The sequence below is a fragment of the Bacteroides sp. NGMCC 1.200775 genome (genome assembly GCF_040798045.1).
Lineage (GTDB): Bacteria > Bacteroidota > Bacteroidia > Bacteroidales > Bacteroidaceae > Bacteroides > Bacteroides hominis.
In genome coordinates this window covers 423,400-445,161 of sequence record NZ_JASCQK010000003.1, presented here as the reverse complement: position 1 = coordinate 445,161, position 21,762 = coordinate 423,400, and the positions used below count along the sequence as shown (strand labels likewise).

Genomic DNA, 21,762 nt, shown 5'->3' with positions numbered 1-21,762 from the left:
TGCAACACTATGAAATTAAATAAAATAAAGAATATGTGTAGAACGCTATCGGCCATAGCCCTTTTAGGTTCAACACTATGCACCTCGTGTATATCCGAAGATATCAACCGGAACCCGTTGCTCCCGACGAAAGAAGACGAAAAGATGGACGGAGTTATTTACGGGGCCTACCTGCCTAATCTTGAGAAAAGTGTAATCCCCGTCGGCACCGCTTCAGAAAGCACAGAACCGGTAAACCGCTATCAGATCGGAGTAAATCTGGCCGGTGATGCCTGGGCGGGCTACATGTCTCCCCGCGACAACAAATTTAACGGCAGCAAGAACTTCACCAACTACTTCATGTACGAAAACTGGGTGAACTATGTGTATTCTTTTATGGTGACGGATGTTTATTCGCCATGGATGCAGATAAAACGCATCTCGCAGGATGAAGGAACAAGAAATGACGAGATTTATGCCTTAGCCCAGATCATTAAGATCGCGGCTCTGCACCGCACTACGGATATGTTTGGCCCGATTCCCTACTCACAAGTGGGCAAAGGGTCTTTTAAAGTGGCATACGACTCTCAGGAAAGCGTATACCGCTCTTTTCTGAAAGAGCTGGAAGAGGCTGTCCAAACCTTGGACGATTACTCGAATAAGAGCAAAGAAGTATTGCCTGCCTTCGACATTGTTTATAACGGCGATGTCAATAAATGGATGCGCTTTGCCAATTCGCTTATGCTTCGCCTGGCCATCCGTGTCCGCTTTGCCGATGCAGGACTTGCCAAAGAATATGCGGAGAAAGCCGTGAAACATCCCGCAGGCATGATCGACAGCAAAGAACTGGCAGCCCAGATGGGTAAAGGGGCCGGCCTGCAAATGAAAAATCCACTGAAAGTGATTAATGAAGAATACAATGACACCCGCATGGGAGCCACCATCTATTCTTATCTGGCAGGATATAATGACGCCCGTGCTTCCGTATACTTTGTCAACAACAATGGCTTCAAGGCCGTACGGTGCGGAATCGCCAAGTCCGGAGACGCTTACAACGGGTTCACACGCCCCAACGTGCATGAAGACGATCCCCTCTATTGGATGAAAGCGTCCGAGGTATGCTTTCTGAAAGCCGAAGGAGCATTGGCTGGATTCGACATGGGCGGCAGTGCCGGTGACTTCTACAACGCAGGCATCCGTATGTCGTTCAGCGAAAATGGGCTGAGCAGTTCATCGGCCGAGAACTATCTGAAGGATCACACCCGTAAACCGGCCAACTATACCGACACCGCCAATGGTGAGTTAAGTGCAAACGCTCCAAGCAGCATCACTATCCGCTGGGAAAACGGAGCTACGGAAGAAGAGAAGCTGGAACGTATCATCACTCAAAAATATCTCGCCATCTTCCCCAACGGACAGGAAGCATGGACAGAGTGGAGACGTACCGGATATCCCCGCCAAATAGTCGTTGCCGAAAACAAAACGAACTCCGCGGTATTGATCGGAAACGGATACGATGTGGGAGGTGTAAGAAGAATGCCCTACCCCCGCACCGAGTATGAACAAAACAGCGAAAACCTGCACAATGCCATCAACCAGCATTTAGGAGGAGCAGACAATGCCGCCGCTAAAGTGTGGTGGGACAAAAAAAGCAAATAGTAATGAACCTGAAAATTAAAGAAACATGAATATGAGAAATACCATTTTTGCATTTATTGGAACGGCACTCTTAGTAAGCTTTGCCGCATGCGATGACTGGACCTCACCGGAGAAACTTGATGTGGAAAACGAAGCCCTGGGCGATCTTTATTCCAAACGGGACTCCGTAAAATGGGCTGAAGAAGATAAAAGACATAAAGAGAATGAAGTTGCCTACGAAAAATATCTGGAAAACCTGAGAGCTTACAAAAGCACCAAACACCCCATTATGTTCGGGTGGTTCAATGCCTGGCAACCGGACGGAGCGGGAAAATATCCCCGGCTGTCTCTTTTACCGGACAGTATGGACGTTGTTTCGATATGGGGAAACTGGCACTCTTTGAGCGAAGAAAAAATCAAAGAGCTGCGGAGTGTGCAGGCCAAAGGGACCAAAGTCATTATCGGCTGGATTATAGAAGACATAGGTGACCAGATAAAATGGGGGCGCGACCAATGGCCCGCCGACGACACACAAGCCATCAAAGAGTATGCGCAAGCCATCGTAGATACAATCAATAAATATGGTTACGACGGATTCGACTATGACTATGAACCCTCGTACGCATCGCCGTTCAAGCCGGGCAACCATTGCGGTAATTTGACTTCTTGCTCACGCGATTATAATAAAGAGAAAGAAATCTTGTTTATGAAGACCATGCGCGAGCTGCTGGGACCGGACAAACTGTTTCATCTGAACGGCTCTATCCATTGGCTGGACCCGCGTGCGGCACAGTATTTCGACCGTTTTGTCGTTCAATCTTACAGCGGATCGGCTTCCAGTTTCGAGAGATGGACCAATGATATCCAAAACCGGTTGAATATCAAACCCGAACAGCTCGTATTTACGGAAAGCTTTCAGAACAAGCCCGGTGCACGAAGCAGATTTCCGGACACATACGCCGGTTATGTGGCTTCCAAACAAGGCAATGTAGGAGGAATCGGAGTCTTTCATATTAATGAAGACGCATTTGAAGACGAAGCCTATGTTAACATCAGAAAGGCCATCTCTATCATGAATCCTCCCGTAAAATAATTAACCTAAAAACAGTTTGAAACATGAAATGTAACGTATCTTACAAATATCTGTTTATTGCGATCGGCATACTTTGCCCGTTCTTTTCTGCCTGTGACTATGCCGACGGAGAAGGTTCAGGCTCGGAAAACGCAGTATACATGGAAACACCGGACAATAAAGGCATCGTCAACTTCACTTTAGAGCCCGATGGCGGAACAACCTATCTGACACCCCGACTGGCCAATATCAGCCAAAGTCCGGTGACCATACAAGTGAGTTATGATAAAGAGGCTTTGGACAAATACAACAAAGCCAACGGAGCCTCGTATGAGCCCCTGCCTCCCTCCGCTTTTAAACTGGCAGATGCAGAGGGAAACGAGCTATCCGGCTCCGAAGGCATACGGGTACCTGCCGGTGACTTTTCAGCAAAAATAATGGTGAAAGTGGGACAACTGGATTCCAAGGATTTCCCCGCCAATAAGAAATATGCAATTCCTCTTAGTATCACGGGGGCTTCCAAATATTCGCTGATTCCCTCACAACGCAGTGCGGTCTTGCTCCTGAATCGCTCCATCCTTTCGTCAGTAGCCAAAGTCAGCGGTGGAGAAGGTATCCGGATAAAACCTGCCGGAATGCACACAAAGGCTGAATGGACCATTCAAATGAGTGCCATCTATTCAAGCCTGACCCGCAGCAACCTGACCACAGCCTATCTAAGCAACGGAACAGGAGGAGAATTCTATACCCGTATTTCATCTACCGCCGGTATACAAGTGAAAAACGGACGCGACGGGGACGACACATGGACTCAAATACCCCTGCAAGCGGGTAAATGGTTGCATATCACCTATGTGCACAAGGATAAGAAAACGACAGTCTATGTCAACGGAAAAGTCCAGAAGGTTTTCGAGAACAGCGCCATCACCTTTGGTGAAAACAGCATGATCATAGTCGGAAACTCCGGTTACCGGAACGACTATCTGCGCGAAATACGCTTATGGGATAAAGCGTTAACAGAATCGGAAATCAACGATTACTTATACCTCCCGATGGATCCGGAAACACCACATCTCATTTCGTATCTGCCACTGAGCAAAGAGGCGGGGATCAAAGACCTGAAAGCTCCCGCCGATATGGAGAATGTGACCACGAAAGCCCGTATTGAATATGTGGAAAACGTTAAATTTCCGGCAGATGAATTAGTAATTGTAAATCAAGAATAAAAAAGAGTTCAGAATGAAAAGAAGAATAAAATCCACCCCAAGCATTTTATGGGTTCTATTGCTCGTCTTGTCGGCATCGTGCAGTAAAGATGAAATACAGATAGTAGATCAGGATACAAGTTGGCAAATGGACAATAAGTATATCGAAGAAGATATCCGTGAGCAACTCGGCATCGACCCGTTCACTGATCTGGTGTACCTGGGATACTATGGCAAGCCTTATATACAGCTGGAAGCAACCAACGACCTGGTAAGTACCACCCTGGTAGGAAAGAACGAACTTTCGTTCAAAGTAAAAGTGACAAAGCCCTACAAAGAAGACATCCAGGTCAATCTTATCAAAGAAGACAAATTGATGGCCGATTTTCCTGAAATGGTGGAAGGTATCCCCCTCTTTCCGAACGAAAGCTGCACCTTTGAGGGTAGTGTGCTGAAAGCGGGTGAACTGGAAACGACAGTCAAACTGACCCTCAAGGATGTTGAGAAGTTAAACAACCTATCGGGTTATGTGATGGCAATAAAGCTGACGATGGAAGGATCGCATGAACATTTGGCAATCGCCCGGACCCGCTCGGCATACTTTGTGAAACTAAATCTTTCTATACGCCTGGACAATATCGATTCAAGCAATAAAAAGATCGAAGGAAAAGGCTTCAACAAAGAAATCGGGTTTAAATCGGATATACGACCGGAGAAATTAGGTTCGCTAAACGATGGTAACTTTACAGCCAACAACTGGTATACCTCCAACGCCCATAACTATCTGACGATTATTCTGCCGGAAAAACAGTTACTCAAAGGGTTCAGGCTGGACACCAACAAATCGACAAGCGGCTCGTATATGCTTAAGTCTTGTAGAGTGATGGTTGAAACACCGGACGGAAATTGGGTGAACCATGGAGTATTCGACCGTAAGGTCATGGATGGAATTGCTTATATAAGCTTTAAGAAACCGGTGGAATGTACTAAAGTACGTTTCGAGAATATGATGGCCTTCAATGGCAGATTTTCCGTTGATGTAAATGAAGTCACAGCTTTCCGGTAAAGCAAGATTTCATTACTTTTTATTCACACCGTGAAGGGGTGGGACTGTTAATTCATAAGTCCCGCCCCTTCCTTAAAACCATGTGACAGCACATTAATATACAAACAGGTGAAGCTGTACCCTTCTCCATATTATGCCTCTAAATGCATTTCATATCCCTTACTATCTTTAGTGAAAATGGTCTGCCATTGATCCGGCCTGATCGTCCGGCTGAGATAGTTCTCCTTCGGGAATAGCCTCAGCTACTTCACGTTCGATAATCTCCCCGATCCGTTTTCTGTTTTTGCGCAACAGATCATAAATCTCATTTTCATCAAAGCTATCCTCAAATATAATGGGATATTTTTCCGCATCTTCGTTGTCACCGTGATAAGCAAGAATATGCACTTCACCACAATGACCGTGGGAAATTACGGCGCAGTATTCTTTTAAAAGTTCAGCCAGTTTGGTGAGGAAATCAATTTCTTTAGTTGTCAGTAGTCCGATCATAGTGTGTAAATAGGATTGTTGTTATTTCAATAGCCGTAAAATAAGCGCAAAATAGTTGATTCTGCAAGCATATACACATTCCTTATATTCTATTTTTGAGCAAAGTAATATTCATTTTATTCATCTTATTCCATTTTTTCGTATATTTGCTTCGAACGGAACATTTTAACGGAAATCGTTGTTCAAAAAGCAAAAAGAACATGGAAACAGAAGAAGAAATACAGAATGTAAATGTCCATCACGGACATAACATAAGGCGCACCCGGATCGAGAAAAACATCAAGCAGGACGCATTGGCAGCACTCGTAAACATGACACAACCGAATGTATCCAAATACGAGAAAATGCGGGTGATTGAGGATGAAATGCTAAATAGATTCGCAAGGGCGCTGAATGTGCCGGTGGAATATCTGAAAACGCTGGAAGAGGATGCACCTTCTGTGGTATTTGAGAATATCACAAACAATGTGCATGACAATAAAGACAGCTCAATGGGATCTACAGGATATAACAACGATAGTATAACTAACACTTTTAATCCGATTGATAAAATCACCGAACTCTACGAGCGTCTTCTCAAAGAGAAAGATGAAAAATATGCCGCGCTTGAAAAACGGATTCAAAGTCTGGAACAGCAAAATAACAGCGGAAAGTAATTCCGCAAACATATCTCTCCATATAAATGGGTGTAGCCATCCGACGCTTAGGGTGTAGCCATACCGGGGTTAGGGTGTAGCTATCCGTCCCGGATGGCTACACCCTAATTATTATGTGCAAGTTCCATCGGGGCGGGTATCCCTCACCCGTTTCTCCGGACAATTCTTCGATCCGGATGCATTCCACATGACATTGCATACATATGACAGATTCAGCTTGAACCTGTCAAAACCATTTTTTAATAAGGAAAGAAGACACCCCAGGCCTTTAATATGAAGTGGTAATATGTTTCTGCGCTTTATTAAAAACATAAAATTTCCAACCAGCAATAAAAGTATAACTTCCTCTAATCTGCAAGGACGACTACAATACCGGACATGGTTATCTGGATATATTAGACTTACTGACATAGGGTTGTCATAGAAGTTGTTATTTTTGCACCATTAAGCATTCAACGTTGATTTTGGATGATTTTAGGTTGCTAATACCAAGTACCCGACAATAATAAATTTAATATAACTAAATATGAAAAGATTATTTTTATGCTCATCTTTTGCCGATGTAGCCAATCTGCTTATTGATTTTGCTAATGAGGATTTAAAAGGAAAAATTATAGCTTTTATACCAACTGCAAGCCTTACAGAATCAATACGATTCTATGTAAAAACAGGAAAAAAAGCTCTTGAAAAAGTAGGAATGATTGTTGAAGAAGTTGAGATTACCCAATTTTCCAATGAAGAAATATCTTCTATATTACACAAATGTGATTATATCTATATAACAGGTGGAAATACATTCTTCCTTCTGCAAGAGTTAAAAAGAAAAGGTGTTGATAAAATCATATCCGAACAAGTTAAATCGGGAAAACTGTATATTGGGGAGTCTGCTGGAGCAATAATAGCATCTCCCGATACAGAGTATATGAAGAATGTAAACTTTGACCCAATAGAAAAAGCTCCTGAATTGGAGGACTATTCTTCTTTAGGTTTGGTTGATTTTTATACAATTCCCCATTATGGTAATTTCCCATTCAAGAAAAAAGGTGAAAAAGTAATTCAGCTATATAATGAAAAGTTGCAGCTTATCCCAATAAGTAATAAACAAGCAATTTTTATTGAAGACTCAAATATCCAAATTAAAGATGCAAGATGAATAGGATAGACCGTATTTCTGCTATATTGATTCAATTGCAATCGCATTCGTTAGTGAAAGCACAACAGATTTCAGAGCGTTTTGAAATAAGTATTCGTACTGTATACCGGGATATAAGAACATTGGAAGAGGCAGGAATTCCGATTATTGGAAATCCCGGTATTGGTTATTCACTGGCAGAAGGATTCAAATTGCCCCCGCTAATGTTTACTCAAAAAGAAGCCTTGTCCTTTTTAATTGCAGAGAAATTAGTACATGAACTAACTGATTCAAACAGTAATGAACATTACAAGTCGGGCATAGAAAAGATAAAGTCTGTCATGCGCTTTGTAGATAAAAAGATGTTGGAAACAATGGAAGAATGCCTGTCTGTCTTAAATACTTATAAATCATCTGCGTATAAGCCAGACATTCTTTTACTAATATTGCAAAGTATATATCAAAAGAGAATTGTTGAAATGTCTTATTTTACAGGTACTACATTAAGTGTTTCAGAACGAAAGGTTGAAGCTATTGGCATTTTCTTTTCGAGAACTAACTGGTATCTGATAGGGTTTTGTCTTCAAAAAGAAGCCTATCTTACATTTCGTATAGATAGAATTCAAGAAATACACATTCTTAATGAATTTCAATCACGAGAACATCCACCTTTTAAAAAGTTCTTGGATGAGTTTTACGACAAAGAAAAGTTATATGAAGTTGTCATAAGAATAGAAAAAGATAAAACATCCATGATAAATGATGATAAATATTACTACGGATTGACATCCGAAAAAGAAATAGACAATATGATTGAGTACCGTTTTATTACTTTTTCAATCAGTAAATTTGCACATTGGTATTTGTCTTTCGCAGATGTTGCTACAATAATAACGCCAAATTCTTTAAAACATGAAGTTAAAAATATTATCAATAACATCTCTATTTGATAACAATCAGCTGTTCCTGATGATAAAAAGGTGATGACCCCGTTACGGAACGGCGACTTTAGCAACAAGATTGGGCATTGCCAAACGAAAGATCGATAGATTTGGAGAAGTGTTTGAGAGCAGATGTCAAAGTGCCAAAATGTCAAAATGATAATCCAATGGCTCTATATCCCGTTCTTTCGGACACGTCTCTGATGAAGTTCGGAAAAACGGCTCACAGACGATTTCCCGATTATCGTTTTAACAGGTCGTTCAACTACTTCCTTATCAAATAGAAACAATAAAGGATAATTATCCGCCGAAATCTCCTTGTTAGAGTAAAACACCATTCCTTTACACACTTCGTACAGGATACTTCCCGGCAAGCAACGGGAAGAAAACACGTCCTCTTATCGCCCGATTTGCATAACAATATATGTAATCTGCCAAAACATTAGGAGATATTTAAAAAAGAAGTAAGCAAATTGGGAAAATGTAACCGTCTTTCGAAGCAAATGCTTACTTGTTTTGGGGTAAATACTTACTTGTTTTCCGGAAAAGCAAGGCTCTACCGACTCAAAAGACCGGTTCTTCGCCTCCGGAAGTTCCTTGATATGCTTCTTTTCCCTCCGGTTCATCCGGGAAAAAAATTGGGAGAGTCAGAGGAAAGAGGTATTTCACACCTTTTTGATAGTTTAATAGGATAATAGAGAACAAAACGTTTTACCTGCCACAAAGCATACAAAGGGCACAAAGGCTTATTTATAAATAAAACCTCCATGCCCTCTGTGTACTCTGTAGTGAAAAAGGGATCTCGCAACGATTCCTGTTTTACACTATTTTTTCTTTCCCGTTCCTTTGCCGGAATGGATATCGCCAGCACTGCCGGATGCAGCAGCTTTTTCCTTTACTTTGTCCTCAGACATCAGATGCCTGTTCTTCTCATATTCTTCATGGATCTGAACTTCCCGATTCTCCATGTCCTTCTTCAATTGCCTGTCTCTATTCATACTTTCTACGTTTTAAAGATTGGCAATATGACAAATCCGGAAGAAGAAAGTTTGGAGGTTTAAGGAAGTTTAGGAGTAACCGGACTACTTTTCATCGACCTTCCTTACTGAACCAGGCCGATCCGGACTTTATAATTTCCGGAAGTAAGTTCCGCTCCCGATTCCTGAAGGATGGGACGCGCTTCGGAAGTCATTGTTTCTCCATCGGCATTGGTGGCGGTAAGTGTATAACTTAAATGGGTTCCACCTGTCGGGACATTAAAATAAAGAAGGTCTGTCACATTACCTGCCAAGCTTGCCTGACGTCCTGTAGGACTACTTACGGTAATGGAGAAGTCTGTAAAGTTTTCCATAAATTCATCCGAATACTCAACGCCAACCCCGATATTAGCTTGCGGTGCTTTCACCGAAATCAGAGTTACATCCTCTGATACAATGGCGAAAGGGTAGTCGACGCTGTAAGTGGGTGTGCCCGATTCATTGTCCGGCGCCTCGGTCTGATCGGGAGTAAAGGCCTTCAGGGTATATTCACCAACCGGAAGAACGATCCTTTTGGAAAGTTCCGCAGCTCCCGGATCGTAACTACGTACACACTCAGAACCTTGCCAGATTTCAAGTTTAAGTCCGGCATCGACGGCACGAGTGATGGGAAGCGTTTCAGTATCACAAGTGAGGGTGATGTTTTCTATGCGGAGATAACCGACAGAGTGATCGGGAGTAGTTTGCTCGCTACAAGAGGCTGTAGCAAGCAAAAGGAGAAAGAGGTATATATAGGTTTTCATATTTATTTGTCGTAAATTAGTTCCACATCGTCGATGAATAGTTCGTTTCCACGAAATGTTGCATCAGCAGTCTTATCTGTAGTTCCACTATTGAAACTTTTTAAATCATCATCAATTGACAATGCTTCTTTAGTCCCTGACTTAAATAGAACTAATAATTTATTAGGAACAAGTTTCATTTTATCAGGATCCGATGCATAATTAATAGAAAGAGTATACCGTTCATATGCACTTTTAGCCCCAGTTTGAAAAGAACTCTCACCAAGAATTACATCATCATGAAATAGCTGTATTTTCACCAAAGATTCATCATTACCTCTATTTGATATACATTTATACCAAAAACGAAGAGCTGTAGGACGAGAGCTATAGCTAATACCATAAGTTCTGTTACCATCGTCATCAGCATTAACTCCCAGATAGAGTTCACTATGCATTGCCTTTTTAGGAACTGCCCAACCTCCTCCACCATACCCCAATGTTATAACACGGATAGCATTTCCTTCACCAGTAGGGGTATCAGAAGTAGGACGACAGCCTGAGCGAGAAGTAAAAGCATAAGCCGTTCTTAAAGAATAGCATGCTGATACACTATTCAATGTCCCCCAACCACTCCATTCATAGCGCGCACCATAATCAGCACCAAAAAATCCCGGTGAATCAGTACCTCTTGTCACTGTAGCACCCTCCAAACTCCCATTCTCCAGCATCGTCTGAGGATACGTTTTCACCTCCACTTTCTCTCCCGGCACCTCTCCCCTATATTTCGCTCTCACATAATAAGAGGTTCCCGGACTCAGCCCTGCCTTTCGCAAATCTCCGGGCATCGCCTCCCAACTATTACCATCCGCACTAAATTCGTAAGCAATATCGGTAAACTTATCCAAGTTACCGGTTTTCACACTATCGGCAGTAAGTGTATTCAAAGTAAACTCTTTCGTCCAAACATTACCCGGATAATAACCAACCTTAAAGATGGGTTTCACAGTCCGGATGGTATACATCCCGGCATCACTCCAACGGTCATTTGCTTTTACGCGAACGGCTATTATATTATCCGTATCCTGTCCTCCATCGTGAGTCAACATGCCGGGAGTCACTCCGGCAAAGTCGATAACTCCCTCAGTACTTCCTGCTGCCAGGTCGGGCAACACAATATTCACAACAGCCAAAGCCCGCCGATCTTCTTCGGAAAGCTCCGACAGCAGATATGTCTTATTCAGATGTTCCAAATGCTTATCCGCAAAGTTGAGGGCAAACTCCACATCCTGAACCGGACGCAAAGCAGTATACGAAACGCCGGCTCTCGACAAAGCGTCCGCTGTTTCCGTATAAGTCAGCACATGATTTTCATCGAAATCCTCACTGAAGACCTTAGCTTTCGGCAACCAACTGTCGGGTACGGTTTCATTGATAGTGACAGGTTCCTGCCGGGCTTCCGTAGTGACCTCAAAACCAACATTGGAAGCTTTCATGGAGAGCTTATAATTATACTTAACGCCCGCTTTCACTGTCTCGATCGGATTCAAAGCATAACTTCCCTCCTGCCCTGTCTCTACGGAAGTGCCGATCAACGCCATCGTCACCCGGCCTCCGGCTTTGAAGTAGGGATGTGTGACATCTCCCGGTTTCCACGTAACCGACTCACTACCTACGGTAACTTCTACGTAATAATCTTTCAGGCGTTTATCGAAAGCCTCTTGATTCACAATCTCAAAAGTAGCCAGCGCATTGGCTACCTTACAGCCGACGCTTACCGTTGTTGCCTTACCTTTCTCGATAGTGATGTCTTGAACTTCTCCATAATAATAGGGTGCATCCAATGCCAGTGACGGATTCTCTCCAAGATAAGCCTTCAGTTGATAACTGCCTACCTTGAATACCCTTTGATCTCCGAAATCTTTCAATGCACCTTTGTATTCGGGCACGATTGTCCCTTCTCTGTCACGCAGCAACTCAATCGTAAACTGCTGCCGCAATTCATCCGACAGTGCATCCGGCAAAGTCCGGGTAACCGCTACTCCGTCCGTCAATACTATATTCAGGCTGCCGTTAGGCATCGTTTCTATTTCTTCCTGACACGACAGGAAAAAGAACAAACAACACACTAAAGATAAAACAGATTTATGCATAGCTCTCTTTCTTATTCATACAATAATTCAAATTCATCGACCCACAGTTCACTGCCTACACCCACCGAACCGGTCACCTTCATCCCGGTAAAGTCACCGCCATAATGGCTCGAAGTGGCAACAATCGTTATCTTGGCGGGCTTCGCCGTTTTATTGGAGTAAGTCACATCGAACCGGAACTGAGTGTACTTGGTCACTGTCTCCTTTCCGACAAACTCTCCGTAACCGATCTCGTTATCTTTATCGTCCCACAAACGGAGATAGATATGGCATTCATCGTTTTTCAAGTTATCCGGATTGCCTACATAATCAACCGGCTTAGAAGTATATTTATACCATCCTTTCAATCCGGTGGGACGGGCTCCCGTAAACGAACGTCCAAACTTGGGACTGTCTTTGGGGCTTTGAGCATTCGTTTTATAATCACCGATGAACAAGTTGCCGGCAGCAACCCCTACCAATGGCACACTGCCCAAAGTAACCATATAAGCGGCTTTCCCGCTTACCGCCTCTTTCTCTTCGGGGCGGGTGCTCGAATCACGGCTGCCTGCCAACGAAGAGGTCACTCCGTCGTTTCCGGTCGCCCAATAGGAATTTGCTCCGTCAGAGTTCGGATACCAACTCTTCTTAAAGGTTCCTGTGGGATTCTGCGACCAAGTATCGAAGTTTAAGTTAGGTATTTCTTGTATCTTTTCGGTTGTGAACGCGGCTTCCGTACTGGGAATTTCTTCGACTACTACCCGCCAAACGTAGTCGGTGCCATCTTGCAACCCGGTCAGTGTCGTACTGAAAGTAGTACCACTTTCCAGTTTCACATCTGCCTCGGGTACAACGCTCCAGGTATCTTCCGACTTCTTCCTGTATTCCACACGGGGAGTGGTTCCCTGCTTCATGCCCCCATTCAGAGTGGCACGTGTGGCCCATACATCGGCGCTGCCCGTAGTACCTGTCGATGTGGTACGCACCACATCGACCGTCCATAGCTCTTCTTTATCGAAACGGCTGACAACAAACTCTTGCGGTCTGCGGAAATTGGTTACGGTGGACGGATCGGGGGTGATGGTAGCCTTACTGCCTCCCAGAATCATCTTTGTTATCTTGACAGCAGACAGATCCTGCTTCTGCGAGACATACACCAATACCGTGTGATTCTTATCATCGATGATGGCAGGCAAGGCCTGGTTCTCGACTTCGACTACCCGCTCGATGGTCTGACGGACGGTTATCATCCACTGATAATCCTGATAGGTACGCAGCAGAACAGGAACGGTCTTACTGAAATCGACCCGTGTATCTGCTCCTGCCGGCAAGTCGGTTAAAGCAGAAAAGCCGGCCGAAGGAAATTTATTGGGGCTGACGCAGTATTGTTCGTCTACGCTGTAAGTGGCTTCTTCGTTCACAACGAACCTGGTAATACGCAATTCTTCTATATCGACTTCATCACCTACTTCCACTACGATGGTGCGGCTGTTCTTGTTTATCTCGGTATCACCGGTCTGCCCTTCTACTTCGAAAGCTGTAATTTCGCCTTTGATGTAAGGGTAAGGAATGTCATTCTGTATGCAAGCACCCAGAGCAAAGACCGACAGAAACAGGAATAGATAAATTTGTAAACTCTTCATTTCTCAAAACACTGCTTAAATTAGAAATACATCGTCATTCCGAGATTAATCGAGAATAAGTCTATCTTGAAATTACCACTTGCACTATGACGGGACGCCTTGTTTACCTGATTGTGTATCTGATCGACCCATTTATAACTGAATCCCATCACTCCTACCGAAACTTCTACCGAAGCAAAATCGGATACGAATGCCGCCAATCCGGGAGCCGCACCGATCTCAAACGTGTGAGAACGCTGATAGTATCCCGTCAAGTCGTTACCCGTACCATTGGAATGTTTCCCCTGCCCGTAAGCATAAGTCAGACGCACTTCATTGAAGAAGCCGAACACTTTACTGCTGCCCAGCCCCATATAGGTACGCAGAAATCCGGATGCGGAATAGTTATGCTCCAGATACATATCGTCTTTGATGTGGAACGAAAGATCATCGCCCAGATTAATGTCTACGTTTCCTATATTGAAGTAGGTACGGGAGTAAGTGAACCTGCCTCCCGCTGCCATATTATCAGCAAAAAAGTATCCTCCGAAGGGACTCAAACGGAATGTATAACCTTTGGCATCGATATTTGCCAATACCAAAAACTGATATTGATCAGCACTCTGCTCCGAATACGAAACTGTAGAACCCATAAACCATTGCCCTTTCGGGACAAACACACTCTTCACGATTCCACGGTCAAACTTCTTCTTTGCCTGGACCAGTACCGGACAAAGAAGAAGTAGAAATATAATTATTTTTTTCATTCACTATGGATTAGTTGGCGGTAACAGGTGTACCGTACACCAATTCAAAATCATCAATCAACATGACACTGCTTTCACTGCCGGTAAAGAAGTCACCATATTTACTTGCAGAAGCAACAACGATAATATATTTGGGTTTACGGGTCAAATCACGATATTGCAGATCAATCGTAAACTGCTTCCAAACTACATTTCCGCTTTCATCGAAAGAACCTTTGGACTCTTCATCGGTAATGGAACCGTAGGCTATGACATCTTTATTGGCTTCAGAAAGATCGACCGTATAACGCGTGGGACTGCCTTCTTTGTTATTGTTGACTTCATAAGCTGTCTTCACTCCATTATCATCAACCAAACCTTCATTGTCAGTCAAGGCAATATAGATAGCACATTTATCACCACCCGAGTTTTTCAATTCCTCCACATTATGATCTCCACGATCTATACTGGTTCCACGAGTGTATTTGTACCATCCATTCAGTTGCGTAGGACGTGAAGTAAACTCACGACCAAAACGTATACGTGCTCCCATCGGGCTTGTATACGTTTCCATATAACGCCCGATATAGATGTTACCGGCAGCAAATTTTCCGATACCAAACACTCCCACAAATTGCGAAGACAATTTAGCCGATTTACCACCTACGGTATGTACATCGTTGCTTTCTCCGATACTTGGATTTTTACTCATGGTAGCTGCTCCCACATTACCGGTATCCCAATACGAATTCTTAGCAGAAGCCTCAGCCGCAGTTCCCGGGAACCAAGTTTTTCCATTCTGATTCCATTCATCAAAACTTCCATTTTCCAGTTGTTTCTGAAGTTCGGTGGTCGCAGTCGTTATCTTTCCGTTTACTCCATTTATTGCAAAACAGAAATCATACTCCGTACCGGGAATCAGACCGGTTATGGTTGCAATAAGCTTTCCATCGGCCTGTTCAACATTGGACACCGTATTCCAATCTTCCGTTCCGGAAATGCGATATTTACACTCTTTGGTAACAACACCGTCAGGAAGAGGAAGAGTTACGTCTGCAAAATCAGACCAGACATTTACACTCGGATTACTTTCTTTAGGAATGGAAATATTCACATTATACTCTTTGGTAGAAGGATCTAAAGTAACAGATACACCACCAATAGCACCATTGGCCTTCATAGTATAGTTAATACGATAGTGCTGACGTTCTTTTACATCTGTAATCGGTTCGGATTCAAAAACAAAAGAACGTCCATCCGTATTTGTCAATGCCAACGAAATATTCAGATTATCCACCGCAAAATATCCGGAACGTGTTTCATCCTTACCAAAAATCAGTTTACCGGAAGAATTACCCACAGAACAGCTCAGTTTCGAAAAATACTTCTTCACATCAGCACTGTAATTGACTGTCACTTTCACATTAGCCAAACGGCACTCTATATTCACATTCTGATTTACTTTCGGAACAACCGTTACTTCGGTCTGTCCCCAATAATAAGGTTCGTCAAATCCGGCCGTCGCCACATCAACCCCTTTTGAGAAAGCATTAATGGTATAAGTACCCAATGGTAATTCAAGGGGAGCAGATGTCCAGTTATGCCAGTCATCAGTCTCTTTCACAACAGTCCCTGCTCTGTCAACTACCTGCAAGGCAATCGGCAACTCTTCTGCCCTTGTCGCCGGAACCAAAATCGTACTTGTATTCTTCTCCACAGAAAACTGGAGATAGCCAGTCTTGCCGTTAGAAGTCTCTTCTTGTTGGCATGATGCCATCACAAGAGTAAAGACAGAGACGAACAAATATATATATCTTTTCATTGGAAATTCAAATTAGTTTTTCACCACTTTTACTGTCAATTTCTTGGCTAACTCCTTACCATTATTATCAATCAGTTTAATAGTAAAATAATGTTGCTGAAGGCCAAACGGTGACAACATAGGCATAAAGCCGGATACATCAAAGATGAACTCTTTTTTATCTTTAATCGGATCATTCGGATCAATCAAACCGATACCGGATCCGTCTTCCAAACTACCTCCAAGTTTATCTTCCAAATCACCGGGATTAGCCAAATCGAATGTTTCTCCCAACCCCATTTGAGAAATCAAACCTATAAACTCATTAGAGTCTGAAGTGATAGTCACAAGCAAGTTCCGGATTCCGGCCGGAGCTTTCATCGTTACCTGAACTGTCGGCGGATTGTTCGTATCCACTTCCACCACTTCATCTGCTCCGATAATCTCCGGTCCGTCTTCTGCCGGCTGATCCGGTTCTGCCGGCTGATCCGGCTCCTCCGGTTTCGATTCTTCAATCAGTTCAGTTGGTACTTTCACTGTTATGCCGGTCTCGTCCATTGTCAAGTCAATATCCAACTGTATCCCCAATTTCGGATCAGAAGGGGTCACATCCGGATCTTCCGGGTCCTCACCCTCTTCTACAGGTTTCACTGTAACATTAAAAGAATCACCTCCCTCCAAGCCTTCTTCATCGGGTTTGGTCACAGTATAAATAGTTTCAATGTCTCTACCTGTTTCCTTCTCAGTTACTTTCGCCACAATTTTGATCGAAGTGGCTCCATTGGGAATGTTGAGATAAATTGAACCTAAATCTTCCTTCTTCACATAAATAACTCCGCCAATCCCATTTGAAACGGTGAACACATAATCGTCGGCAAACATACTGAGAAACTCGTCCGATACATTCAAACTGACCTTTACCGTTGCCGATTTACAGAGAACTTCCGCCTTAGATTCCATTCCCTGCTTCACTTCAATAGAAGAGCTTCCTTCAAAATAAGGAGTACGCGAAGCATCTTGCAAAACACCGCTTTTAGCCACAATCTTATAGTTTCCTACCGGAACGACCAACGGCAAGGCCTCTTTCAGCTTCGCATAGCTGGCAAACGAACGAACCACAGCCTCAGTGGCATTATCAACAATCTCTACTTTATAGGTATTCACATCCAGTTCATCAGTAAGTGACGTACTTTCAGCTTTTGTAGAAGGCGTAGCCTGCGTCTTGTTCACCAGATCCAATGTCAGAAGTCCTTCGTCATTCTTCAAATTATATTTGCCTTCCAGCTCATTTTTCATCTCGCAGGAACTCAAACAAAGTGCTATCAATGCCAGCACTGCATATATGTTTCTTATCGCATTCATATATACCAATCTTTTATATTTACTTACTTGCATTACCCGGCCAATACTCTTCCGGAATCTCAATATTCACATCCTTATCTTCCGTACCGGTATCCACGGTTACGTCCAACGATGCAGTACCCGTAGAAATAGTAATCACCTCCGGATCTACTGTAATAGTAAGATGCGTTTTGGGAGCTACTTTTTTCTCGGCAACCAAAGCTTCCATCACCACCGCATTGCCTTCTTTATCTTTGAAACCTCCTACAGTGATAGATACATTCTCACCATCGGCATTTGCTTTCAGATAAGCATCCTTACCGGAGTCTTTTTTCATATTTACTTCAAAAGGAGCAGTCAGGTGTGAAGTAGAAAGGGAGACAGTACAATCCGAATAATATTTCAGAAAATCTTCCGTATAAACGACTGATACTTTAACATTAGCCGGCTTACAATACAAAATAACATTCTTTTGTTCACCTTCACTGACAGTGAACTCCTGGCTGCCTTCCACATACAGTTTATCGAAACCTGCATCTACATTATCACCGTAGAAGGCTTTCACCGTATATTTTTTGCCGGCAGTCAGATCGATAGACAAAGGCATATCCTTGTACAGGCCATCGTATAAAGAGGTACCGTCGCCCTCGTTGACCGTAACTTGATAGTTATCGACTTTTTTGTATTCCGCTTCGCTGACGGAACGGGTTTTCTCTGCAAAAGAAGGATTGGCTGAAAGCCCAAGACTTAAAGAACCAACACCGTATGAAACAGCATCACTGCCGGAATCACACGAGGCAATACATGAAATTAGCATCGCCATACTAACCATAAAAGAGAGTCTTTTCATAATGATAACTACTAAATATTATTCATAAGTTATAAAAACCGCAGGCAAAATTATAGTTTTCTTTTATTATAATAAATACACAACCTTCGATTCCTTACAAAATCTGAAAAAAGGACCACAAATAGTTGTTTAATCATAAAAACAGACCACAGAAAAGGGCTAAAACAAGAAAGTCCCGCCTTTCTTATGAAAAACAGGACTTTTTTATACAATATTATTTTATTATTTCTCCGGCATAAGAACCACTCCAAGTTTCTTTTTACCATCCATTTTCACAACAATCGGCCTCTCAAAGTGTATGTGACGAAGATATTCAGTCTCAAATACGGCAGGTTGCGCATTCAGAAACTCCTGGTTGTATATTCCATCATTCATAAACGCATTGATGGTGAAATAACCTACACCAAAGGAGGTCAGATTCTGGAAGAAATGCGTCCCCTGACTGGGGTCTACCCGGTAATTGGTCAGTCCGGCTTCCACAATGACACGCGCAGCAGAAATATGCGGCCACTTCACCGGGATACCTAACCAAGTGTCACTGCTTCCCCATCGTCCGGGTCCGACAAGTACATAGTTCTTGCCTTCATTCAGGAACTGCTGGTTAAGTTTCTCTATTTCCCAAGCTATATTCTGATTGTTCGATGCACTGTAATGATCAGTCTTGACATATACGATATCATGTATTTCGTTCATAATGCCATGCCCCAAGGAGTTATTGGAACGGAGCAGCACATCTTCGTCCGGAATAGTAGTAAGATCTTCATCCAGCATATCTTTACTGTCTACAATGGGACGTACCTGAAGCAGATAGAACGTACCGGTCTTATCACGGTCATGATTGAGTGTCACTGCAAATTCGATCTCTACCGGACGGCGCATCTCCTGCTGCCCATAACGAAGTACCCAGCGCAGGATGCGTGCCAACGGAAATACATCGTGCTGCAAGATGTTGGCAAACGTAATCACTTTACGCCCACCGGGATATAAACCGTCACGAATCACCTGGTCATACGGATCATAGGTAGAAGCGATATACCGTAACGAACCGTCTTTTTCGGCTTCTTTCACATGCAACTTCAGAAGATTGAATCCATCATCAATCGAAAAGTTATCACCGGCATTTTTCAGATCGAGAGCGTAAAAACGGGTCTGCGTCTCTTTCAAGGCAATATCCAGTTCACTGGTTTGCAACACCTTTGAAGGATGGGCAGGCGAGAAACGTAAAGTCATACCTCCGTCCACGATATACTTGCCCAAACCGAGAGCCAGGTTTACCGTACCTTCTTCAGCTTTCTCGTCGCCAATGGGATAGTAATTGAGAGATCGGGCTACACCGGACATCGAAGGATAATAACGGTCTCCGTACTGATTGCCGACCACTTGTTGCAGAATAACAGCCATTTTTTCCTGATCGATCACATTCGAAGTGGCCTGCATATATGCCTTACTGTCGCGGAAATAAACAGACGCATATACGCCTTTAATGGCATCGGACAGCATACGGAGCATCTCATATTTATCATCCAGATAAGGAATCATATAGGTATTATAGATTCCTGCAAAAGGCTGATAGTGGGAGTCCTCAAGCAAGGAAGAAGAACGAATGGCGATAGGAGACTTCACTACATCGAAGAAAGTAAAGAAGTCTTCAACCAGACGGTCGGGCAACTTCGCTTTCAGGAAGTATTTCAGAATCGTATCGTCATCAGCATCGGAAAGGGCAATCTGATACAGATTATTGCTATCCATAAACTCGTCGAATACATCGGTACAAAGCACCACTGTTTTCGGGATAGCCACACGGGCATTCTCAAATTCTTCAAATTCCGGATGACGCTTCACCATATTGTCAATAAACGCCAGTCCACGCCCCTTTCCTCCCAACGAACCGTCTCCGATACGGGCAAAGTTTGAATAACGGTCGAAGCGGTCGCGTTTGAATACAGCTACCACTCCCTGATTTTTCATTTTTCGGTATTTAACAATAGCCTCAAAGATGATTTTACGATGCGCATCCACATCTTGCAGACTATGCCAGGTGATGGGACGAAGGAATTCCGCAACCGGAAACATAGCACGTGAATACAGCCAACGTGAAACATGATTGCGACTGATGTGATAAAGGAACGATTCGGCAGGAACGGCAAAAAGAATATTCTGCAACTCTTTCAGGTTCCGAACCCGGGCTATCTCGACACCCGTCTCAGGATTACGGAACACAAAGTCGCCAAAACCGAAATTATCGGAAACAATCCGGCGAAGATCGACATCCATTTTCTTGGAATTCTTATCAATGAACGTAGCTCCATACTTAGCCGCATAGGCAGCGTTCTCTGTCTCGGACGACTGGATGATCAAGGGTACGAACGGATCTTTCTTCCTGACTTCCGCACAAAGCTTGATTCCTGCCATGCCGTCCTTCTCTCCTTTCTCCACACGGGGAAAGCGGACATCGGTGATGACTCCCAGTATATTATTGGTATACTTATCGTATATATCCATTGCCTCCTCATAAGTACGGGCCAATACTATTTTGGGACGCCCGCGCATACGGAGTGTACGTTGATGGGCATTCAAAGCCTCGGTAGAGAACTCCTGGCTCTGCTTCAACACAAATTTATAAAGATTGGGAAGCACAGATGAATAGAAACGGATACTGTCTTCTACCAGCAGAATCAACTGCACGCCCACCTCTTTCACGTCATGCTCCAGGTTCATCTTGTCTTCGATCAGCTTGATGATGGACACCAGCAAATCAGTATTTCCCAACCAACAAAACACGTAGTCGAATGCACTCAGGTCCTCGTTCGCTATCCGTTTGGTAATGCCGTGACTGAACGGTGTCAGAATAACGATCGGTATCTGTTCGTACTTCTCCTTGATATGGCGTCCGATATCAAAACTATCGTTGTCTCCCGTACCCGGCATGCAAATCACCAAATCAAACGATACACTCCCAAGCTGTCTCAACGCCTCTTCCTCGGTAGAAACTTGCGAAAAACGAGGGGGATAACGGAGCGAAAGCGAGGTGTATTCATTGAAAATCTTTTCATCGATACGTCCGTCATCCTCCAGCATAAAAGCATCGTAAGGATTGGCTATCAATAAAACATTAAAGATTCGCCTTGTCATCAGATTGGCAAACTGAGTATCTTTAAAATAGAGCTGGTTTAATTTAAATTTGCTGAGCATGGGTTTCCCGTAGTTTTAAAATTCAACAGACAAAAGTCGCTGTTTTTATTGGGAAAAGCAAGAAAAAGCAATTCACTTTATTGCCAACTTCCAATATAGGCACAGATTATCTTCCCATTTCCGATTTGAAAACAAACCGAA

At 43.3% G+C, this 21,762-nt stretch carries 17 protein-coding genes; 7 read left to right on the top strand and 10 right to left on the bottom strand.

What is annotated here, in order from left to right:
- The first annotated feature begins 9 nt into the window (after positions 1 to 9).
- Genes QK890_RS11040 through QK890_RS11025 form a run of 4 tightly spaced genes read left to right on the top strand, consistent with a single transcriptional unit; the run spans position 10 to position 4,960 of the window.
- Positions 10 to 1,638 (top strand): RagB/SusD family nutrient uptake outer membrane protein, encoded by a 1,629-nt coding sequence (locus QK890_RS11040; protein WP_032531648.1) that lies wholly within the window; start codon positions 10 to 12, stop codon positions 1,636 to 1,638.
- A gap of 31 nt (positions 1,639 to 1,669) precedes the next feature.
- Positions 1,670 to 2,710, top strand: a complete 1,041-nt coding sequence (locus QK890_RS11035; protein WP_032539557.1) for an endo-beta-N-acetylglucosaminidase family protein — start codon at positions 1,670 to 1,672, stop codon at positions 2,708 to 2,710.
- Between the two features lie 23 nt (positions 2,711 to 2,733).
- Positions 2,734 to 3,915, top strand: a complete 1,182-nt coding sequence (locus QK890_RS11030) for a DUF1735 and LamG domain-containing protein (RefSeq protein WP_032539534.1) — start codon at positions 2,734 to 2,736, stop codon at positions 3,913 to 3,915.
- A gap of 13 nt (positions 3,916 to 3,928) precedes the next feature.
- Positions 3,929 to 4,960: a DUF1735 domain-containing protein gene (locus QK890_RS11025; RefSeq protein ID WP_005781056.1), complete on the top strand. Its 1,032-nt coding sequence runs from the start codon at positions 3,929 to 3,931 to the stop codon at positions 4,958 to 4,960.
- A gap of 168 nt (positions 4,961 to 5,128) precedes the next feature.
- Here the strand turns inward: QK890_RS11025 and QK890_RS11020 are convergent, their stop codons facing one another.
- Positions 5,129 to 5,449, bottom strand: a complete 321-nt coding sequence (locus QK890_RS11020; protein ID WP_032539535.1) for a hypothetical protein — start codon at positions 5,447 to 5,449, stop codon at positions 5,129 to 5,131.
- 200 nt (positions 5,450 to 5,649) lie between these two features.
- Between QK890_RS11020 and QK890_RS11015 the strand changes: the two genes are divergently transcribed.
- The 3 genes from QK890_RS11015 (at position 5,650) to QK890_RS11005 (ending at position 8,187) form a co-directional block, all read left to right on the top strand.
- Positions 5,650 to 6,105 (top strand): helix-turn-helix domain-containing protein, encoded by a 456-nt coding sequence (locus QK890_RS11015; protein ID WP_005781059.1) that lies wholly within the window; start codon positions 5,650 to 5,652, stop codon positions 6,103 to 6,105.
- A gap of 526 nt (positions 6,106 to 6,631) precedes the next feature.
- Positions 6,632 to 7,258 (top strand): Type 1 glutamine amidotransferase-like domain-containing protein, encoded by a 627-nt coding sequence (locus QK890_RS11010; protein WP_005781062.1) that lies wholly within the window; start codon positions 6,632 to 6,634, stop codon positions 7,256 to 7,258.
- Positions 7,255 to 8,187 (top strand): YafY family protein, encoded by a 933-nt coding sequence (locus QK890_RS11005; RefSeq protein WP_032539537.1) that lies wholly within the window; start codon positions 7,255 to 7,257, stop codon positions 8,185 to 8,187. Before QK890_RS11010 ends, QK890_RS11005 begins: the two co-directional genes overlap by 4 nt.
- Before the next feature lie 815 nt (positions 8,188 to 9,002).
- Here the strand turns inward: QK890_RS11005 and QK890_RS11000 are convergent.
- The 9 genes from QK890_RS11000 to QK890_RS10960 form a co-directional block, all read right to left on the bottom strand.
- Positions 9,003 to 9,176 carry a hypothetical protein gene (locus QK890_RS11000; protein WP_165016622.1) on the bottom strand — a complete coding sequence of 58 codons (174 nt, stop codon included), beginning with the start codon at positions 9,174 to 9,176 and terminating at the stop codon, positions 9,003 to 9,005.
- A gap of 104 nt (positions 9,177 to 9,280) precedes the next feature.
- On the bottom strand, positions 9,281 to 9,958 hold the full coding sequence (locus tag QK890_RS10995; RefSeq protein ID WP_367627337.1) for a DUF4493 domain-containing protein: 678 nt from the start codon (positions 9,956 to 9,958) through the stop codon (positions 9,281 to 9,283).
- Between the two features lie 2 nt (positions 9,959 to 9,960).
- Positions 9,961 to 12,090, bottom strand: a complete 2,130-nt coding sequence (locus QK890_RS10990) for a DUF4493 domain-containing protein (protein WP_367627336.1) — start codon at positions 12,088 to 12,090, stop codon at positions 9,961 to 9,963.
- An 11-nt stretch (positions 12,091 to 12,101) separates the two neighbouring features.
- On the bottom strand, positions 12,102 to 13,712 hold the full coding sequence (locus QK890_RS10985) for a PCMD domain-containing protein (protein ID WP_367627335.1): 1,611 nt from the start codon (positions 13,710 to 13,712) through the stop codon (positions 12,102 to 12,104).
- A gap of 20 nt (positions 13,713 to 13,732) precedes the next feature.
- Positions 13,733 to 14,458, bottom strand: a complete 726-nt coding sequence (locus QK890_RS10980) for a hypothetical protein (RefSeq protein WP_005781085.1) — start codon at positions 14,456 to 14,458, stop codon at positions 13,733 to 13,735.
- A gap of 10 nt (positions 14,459 to 14,468) precedes the next feature.
- The gene (locus tag QK890_RS10975) at positions 14,469 to 16,259 is read right to left on the bottom strand and encodes a DUF4493 domain-containing protein (protein ID WP_032539542.1); all 1,791 of its coding nucleotides are present in this window, start codon (positions 16,257 to 16,259) and stop codon (positions 14,469 to 14,471) included.
- A 12-nt stretch (positions 16,260 to 16,271) separates the two neighbouring features.
- Entirely contained in the window at positions 16,272 to 17,600 is a 1,329-nt protein-coding gene (locus QK890_RS10970; protein ID WP_367627334.1) for a DUF4493 domain-containing protein, read from the bottom strand.
- 19 nt (positions 17,601 to 17,619) lie between these two features.
- A complete protein-coding gene (locus QK890_RS10965; protein ID WP_005781092.1) occupies positions 17,620 to 18,429 on the bottom strand; it encodes a DUF4493 domain-containing protein in 810 nt (269 codons plus the stop codon).
- A gap of 222 nt (positions 18,430 to 18,651) precedes the next feature.
- A complete protein-coding gene (locus QK890_RS10960) occupies positions 18,652 to 21,621 on the bottom strand; it encodes a PEP/pyruvate-binding domain-containing protein (RefSeq protein ID WP_032535458.1) in 2,970 nt (989 codons plus the stop codon).
- Between the last annotated feature and the right edge of the window lie 141 nt (positions 21,622 to 21,762).

What these genes read in the sequence shown, in the direction of transcription:
- QK890_RS10980 (WP_005781085.1), bottom strand. Translation starts at nt 14,458, where the DNA reads ATGAAAAAAATAATTATATTTCTACTTCTTCTTTGTCCGGTACTGGTC.
- QK890_RS10975 (WP_032539542.1), bottom strand. Translation starts at nt 16,259, where the DNA reads ATGAAAAGATATATATATTTGTTCGTCTCTGTCTTTACTCTTGTGATG.
- QK890_RS11005 (WP_032539537.1), top strand. Translation starts at nt 7,255, where the DNA reads ATGAATAGGATAGACCGTATTTCTGCTATATTGATTCAATTGCAATCG.
- QK890_RS11010 (WP_005781062.1), top strand. Translation starts at nt 6,632, where the DNA reads ATGAAAAGATTATTTTTATGCTCATCTTTTGCCGATGTAGCCAATCTG.
- QK890_RS10970 (WP_367627334.1), bottom strand. Translation starts at nt 17,600, where the DNA reads ATGAATGCGATAAGAAACATATATGCAGTGCTGGCATTGATAGCACTT.
- QK890_RS10960 (WP_032535458.1), bottom strand. Translation starts at nt 21,621, where the DNA reads ATGCTCAGCAAATTTAAATTAAACCAGCTCTATTTTAAAGATACTCAG.
- QK890_RS11035 (WP_032539557.1), top strand. Translation starts at nt 1,670, where the DNA reads ATGAGAAATACCATTTTTGCATTTATTGGAACGGCACTCTTAGTAAGC.
- QK890_RS10985 (WP_367627335.1), bottom strand. Translation starts at nt 13,712, where the DNA reads ATGAAGAGTTTACAAATTTATCTATTCCTGTTTCTGTCGGTCTTTGCT.
- QK890_RS11040 (WP_032531648.1), top strand. Translation starts at nt 10, where the DNA reads ATGAAATTAAATAAAATAAAGAATATGTGTAGAACGCTATCGGCCATA.
- QK890_RS11015 (WP_005781059.1), top strand. Translation starts at nt 5,650, where the DNA reads ATGGAAACAGAAGAAGAAATACAGAATGTAAATGTCCATCACGGACAT.
- QK890_RS10990 (WP_367627336.1), bottom strand. Translation starts at nt 12,090, where the DNA reads ATGCATAAATCTGTTTTATCTTTAGTGTGTTGTTTGTTCTTTTTCCTG.
- QK890_RS10995 (WP_367627337.1), bottom strand. Translation starts at nt 9,958, where the DNA reads ATGAAAACCTATATATACCTCTTTCTCCTTTTGCTTGCTACAGCCTCT.
- QK890_RS11025 (WP_005781056.1), top strand. Translation starts at nt 3,929, where the DNA reads ATGAAAAGAAGAATAAAATCCACCCCAAGCATTTTATGGGTTCTATTG.
- QK890_RS11030 (WP_032539534.1), top strand. Translation starts at nt 2,734, where the DNA reads ATGAAATGTAACGTATCTTACAAATATCTGTTTATTGCGATCGGCATA.
- QK890_RS11020 (WP_032539535.1), bottom strand. Translation starts at nt 5,449, where the DNA reads ATGATCGGACTACTGACAACTAAAGAAATTGATTTCCTCACCAAACTG.
- QK890_RS11000 (WP_165016622.1), bottom strand. Translation starts at nt 9,176, where the DNA reads ATGAATAGAGACAGGCAATTGAAGAAGGACATGGAGAATCGGGAAGTT.
- QK890_RS10965 (WP_005781092.1), bottom strand. Translation starts at nt 18,429, where the DNA reads ATGAAAAGACTCTCTTTTATGGTTAGTATGGCGATGCTAATTTCATGT.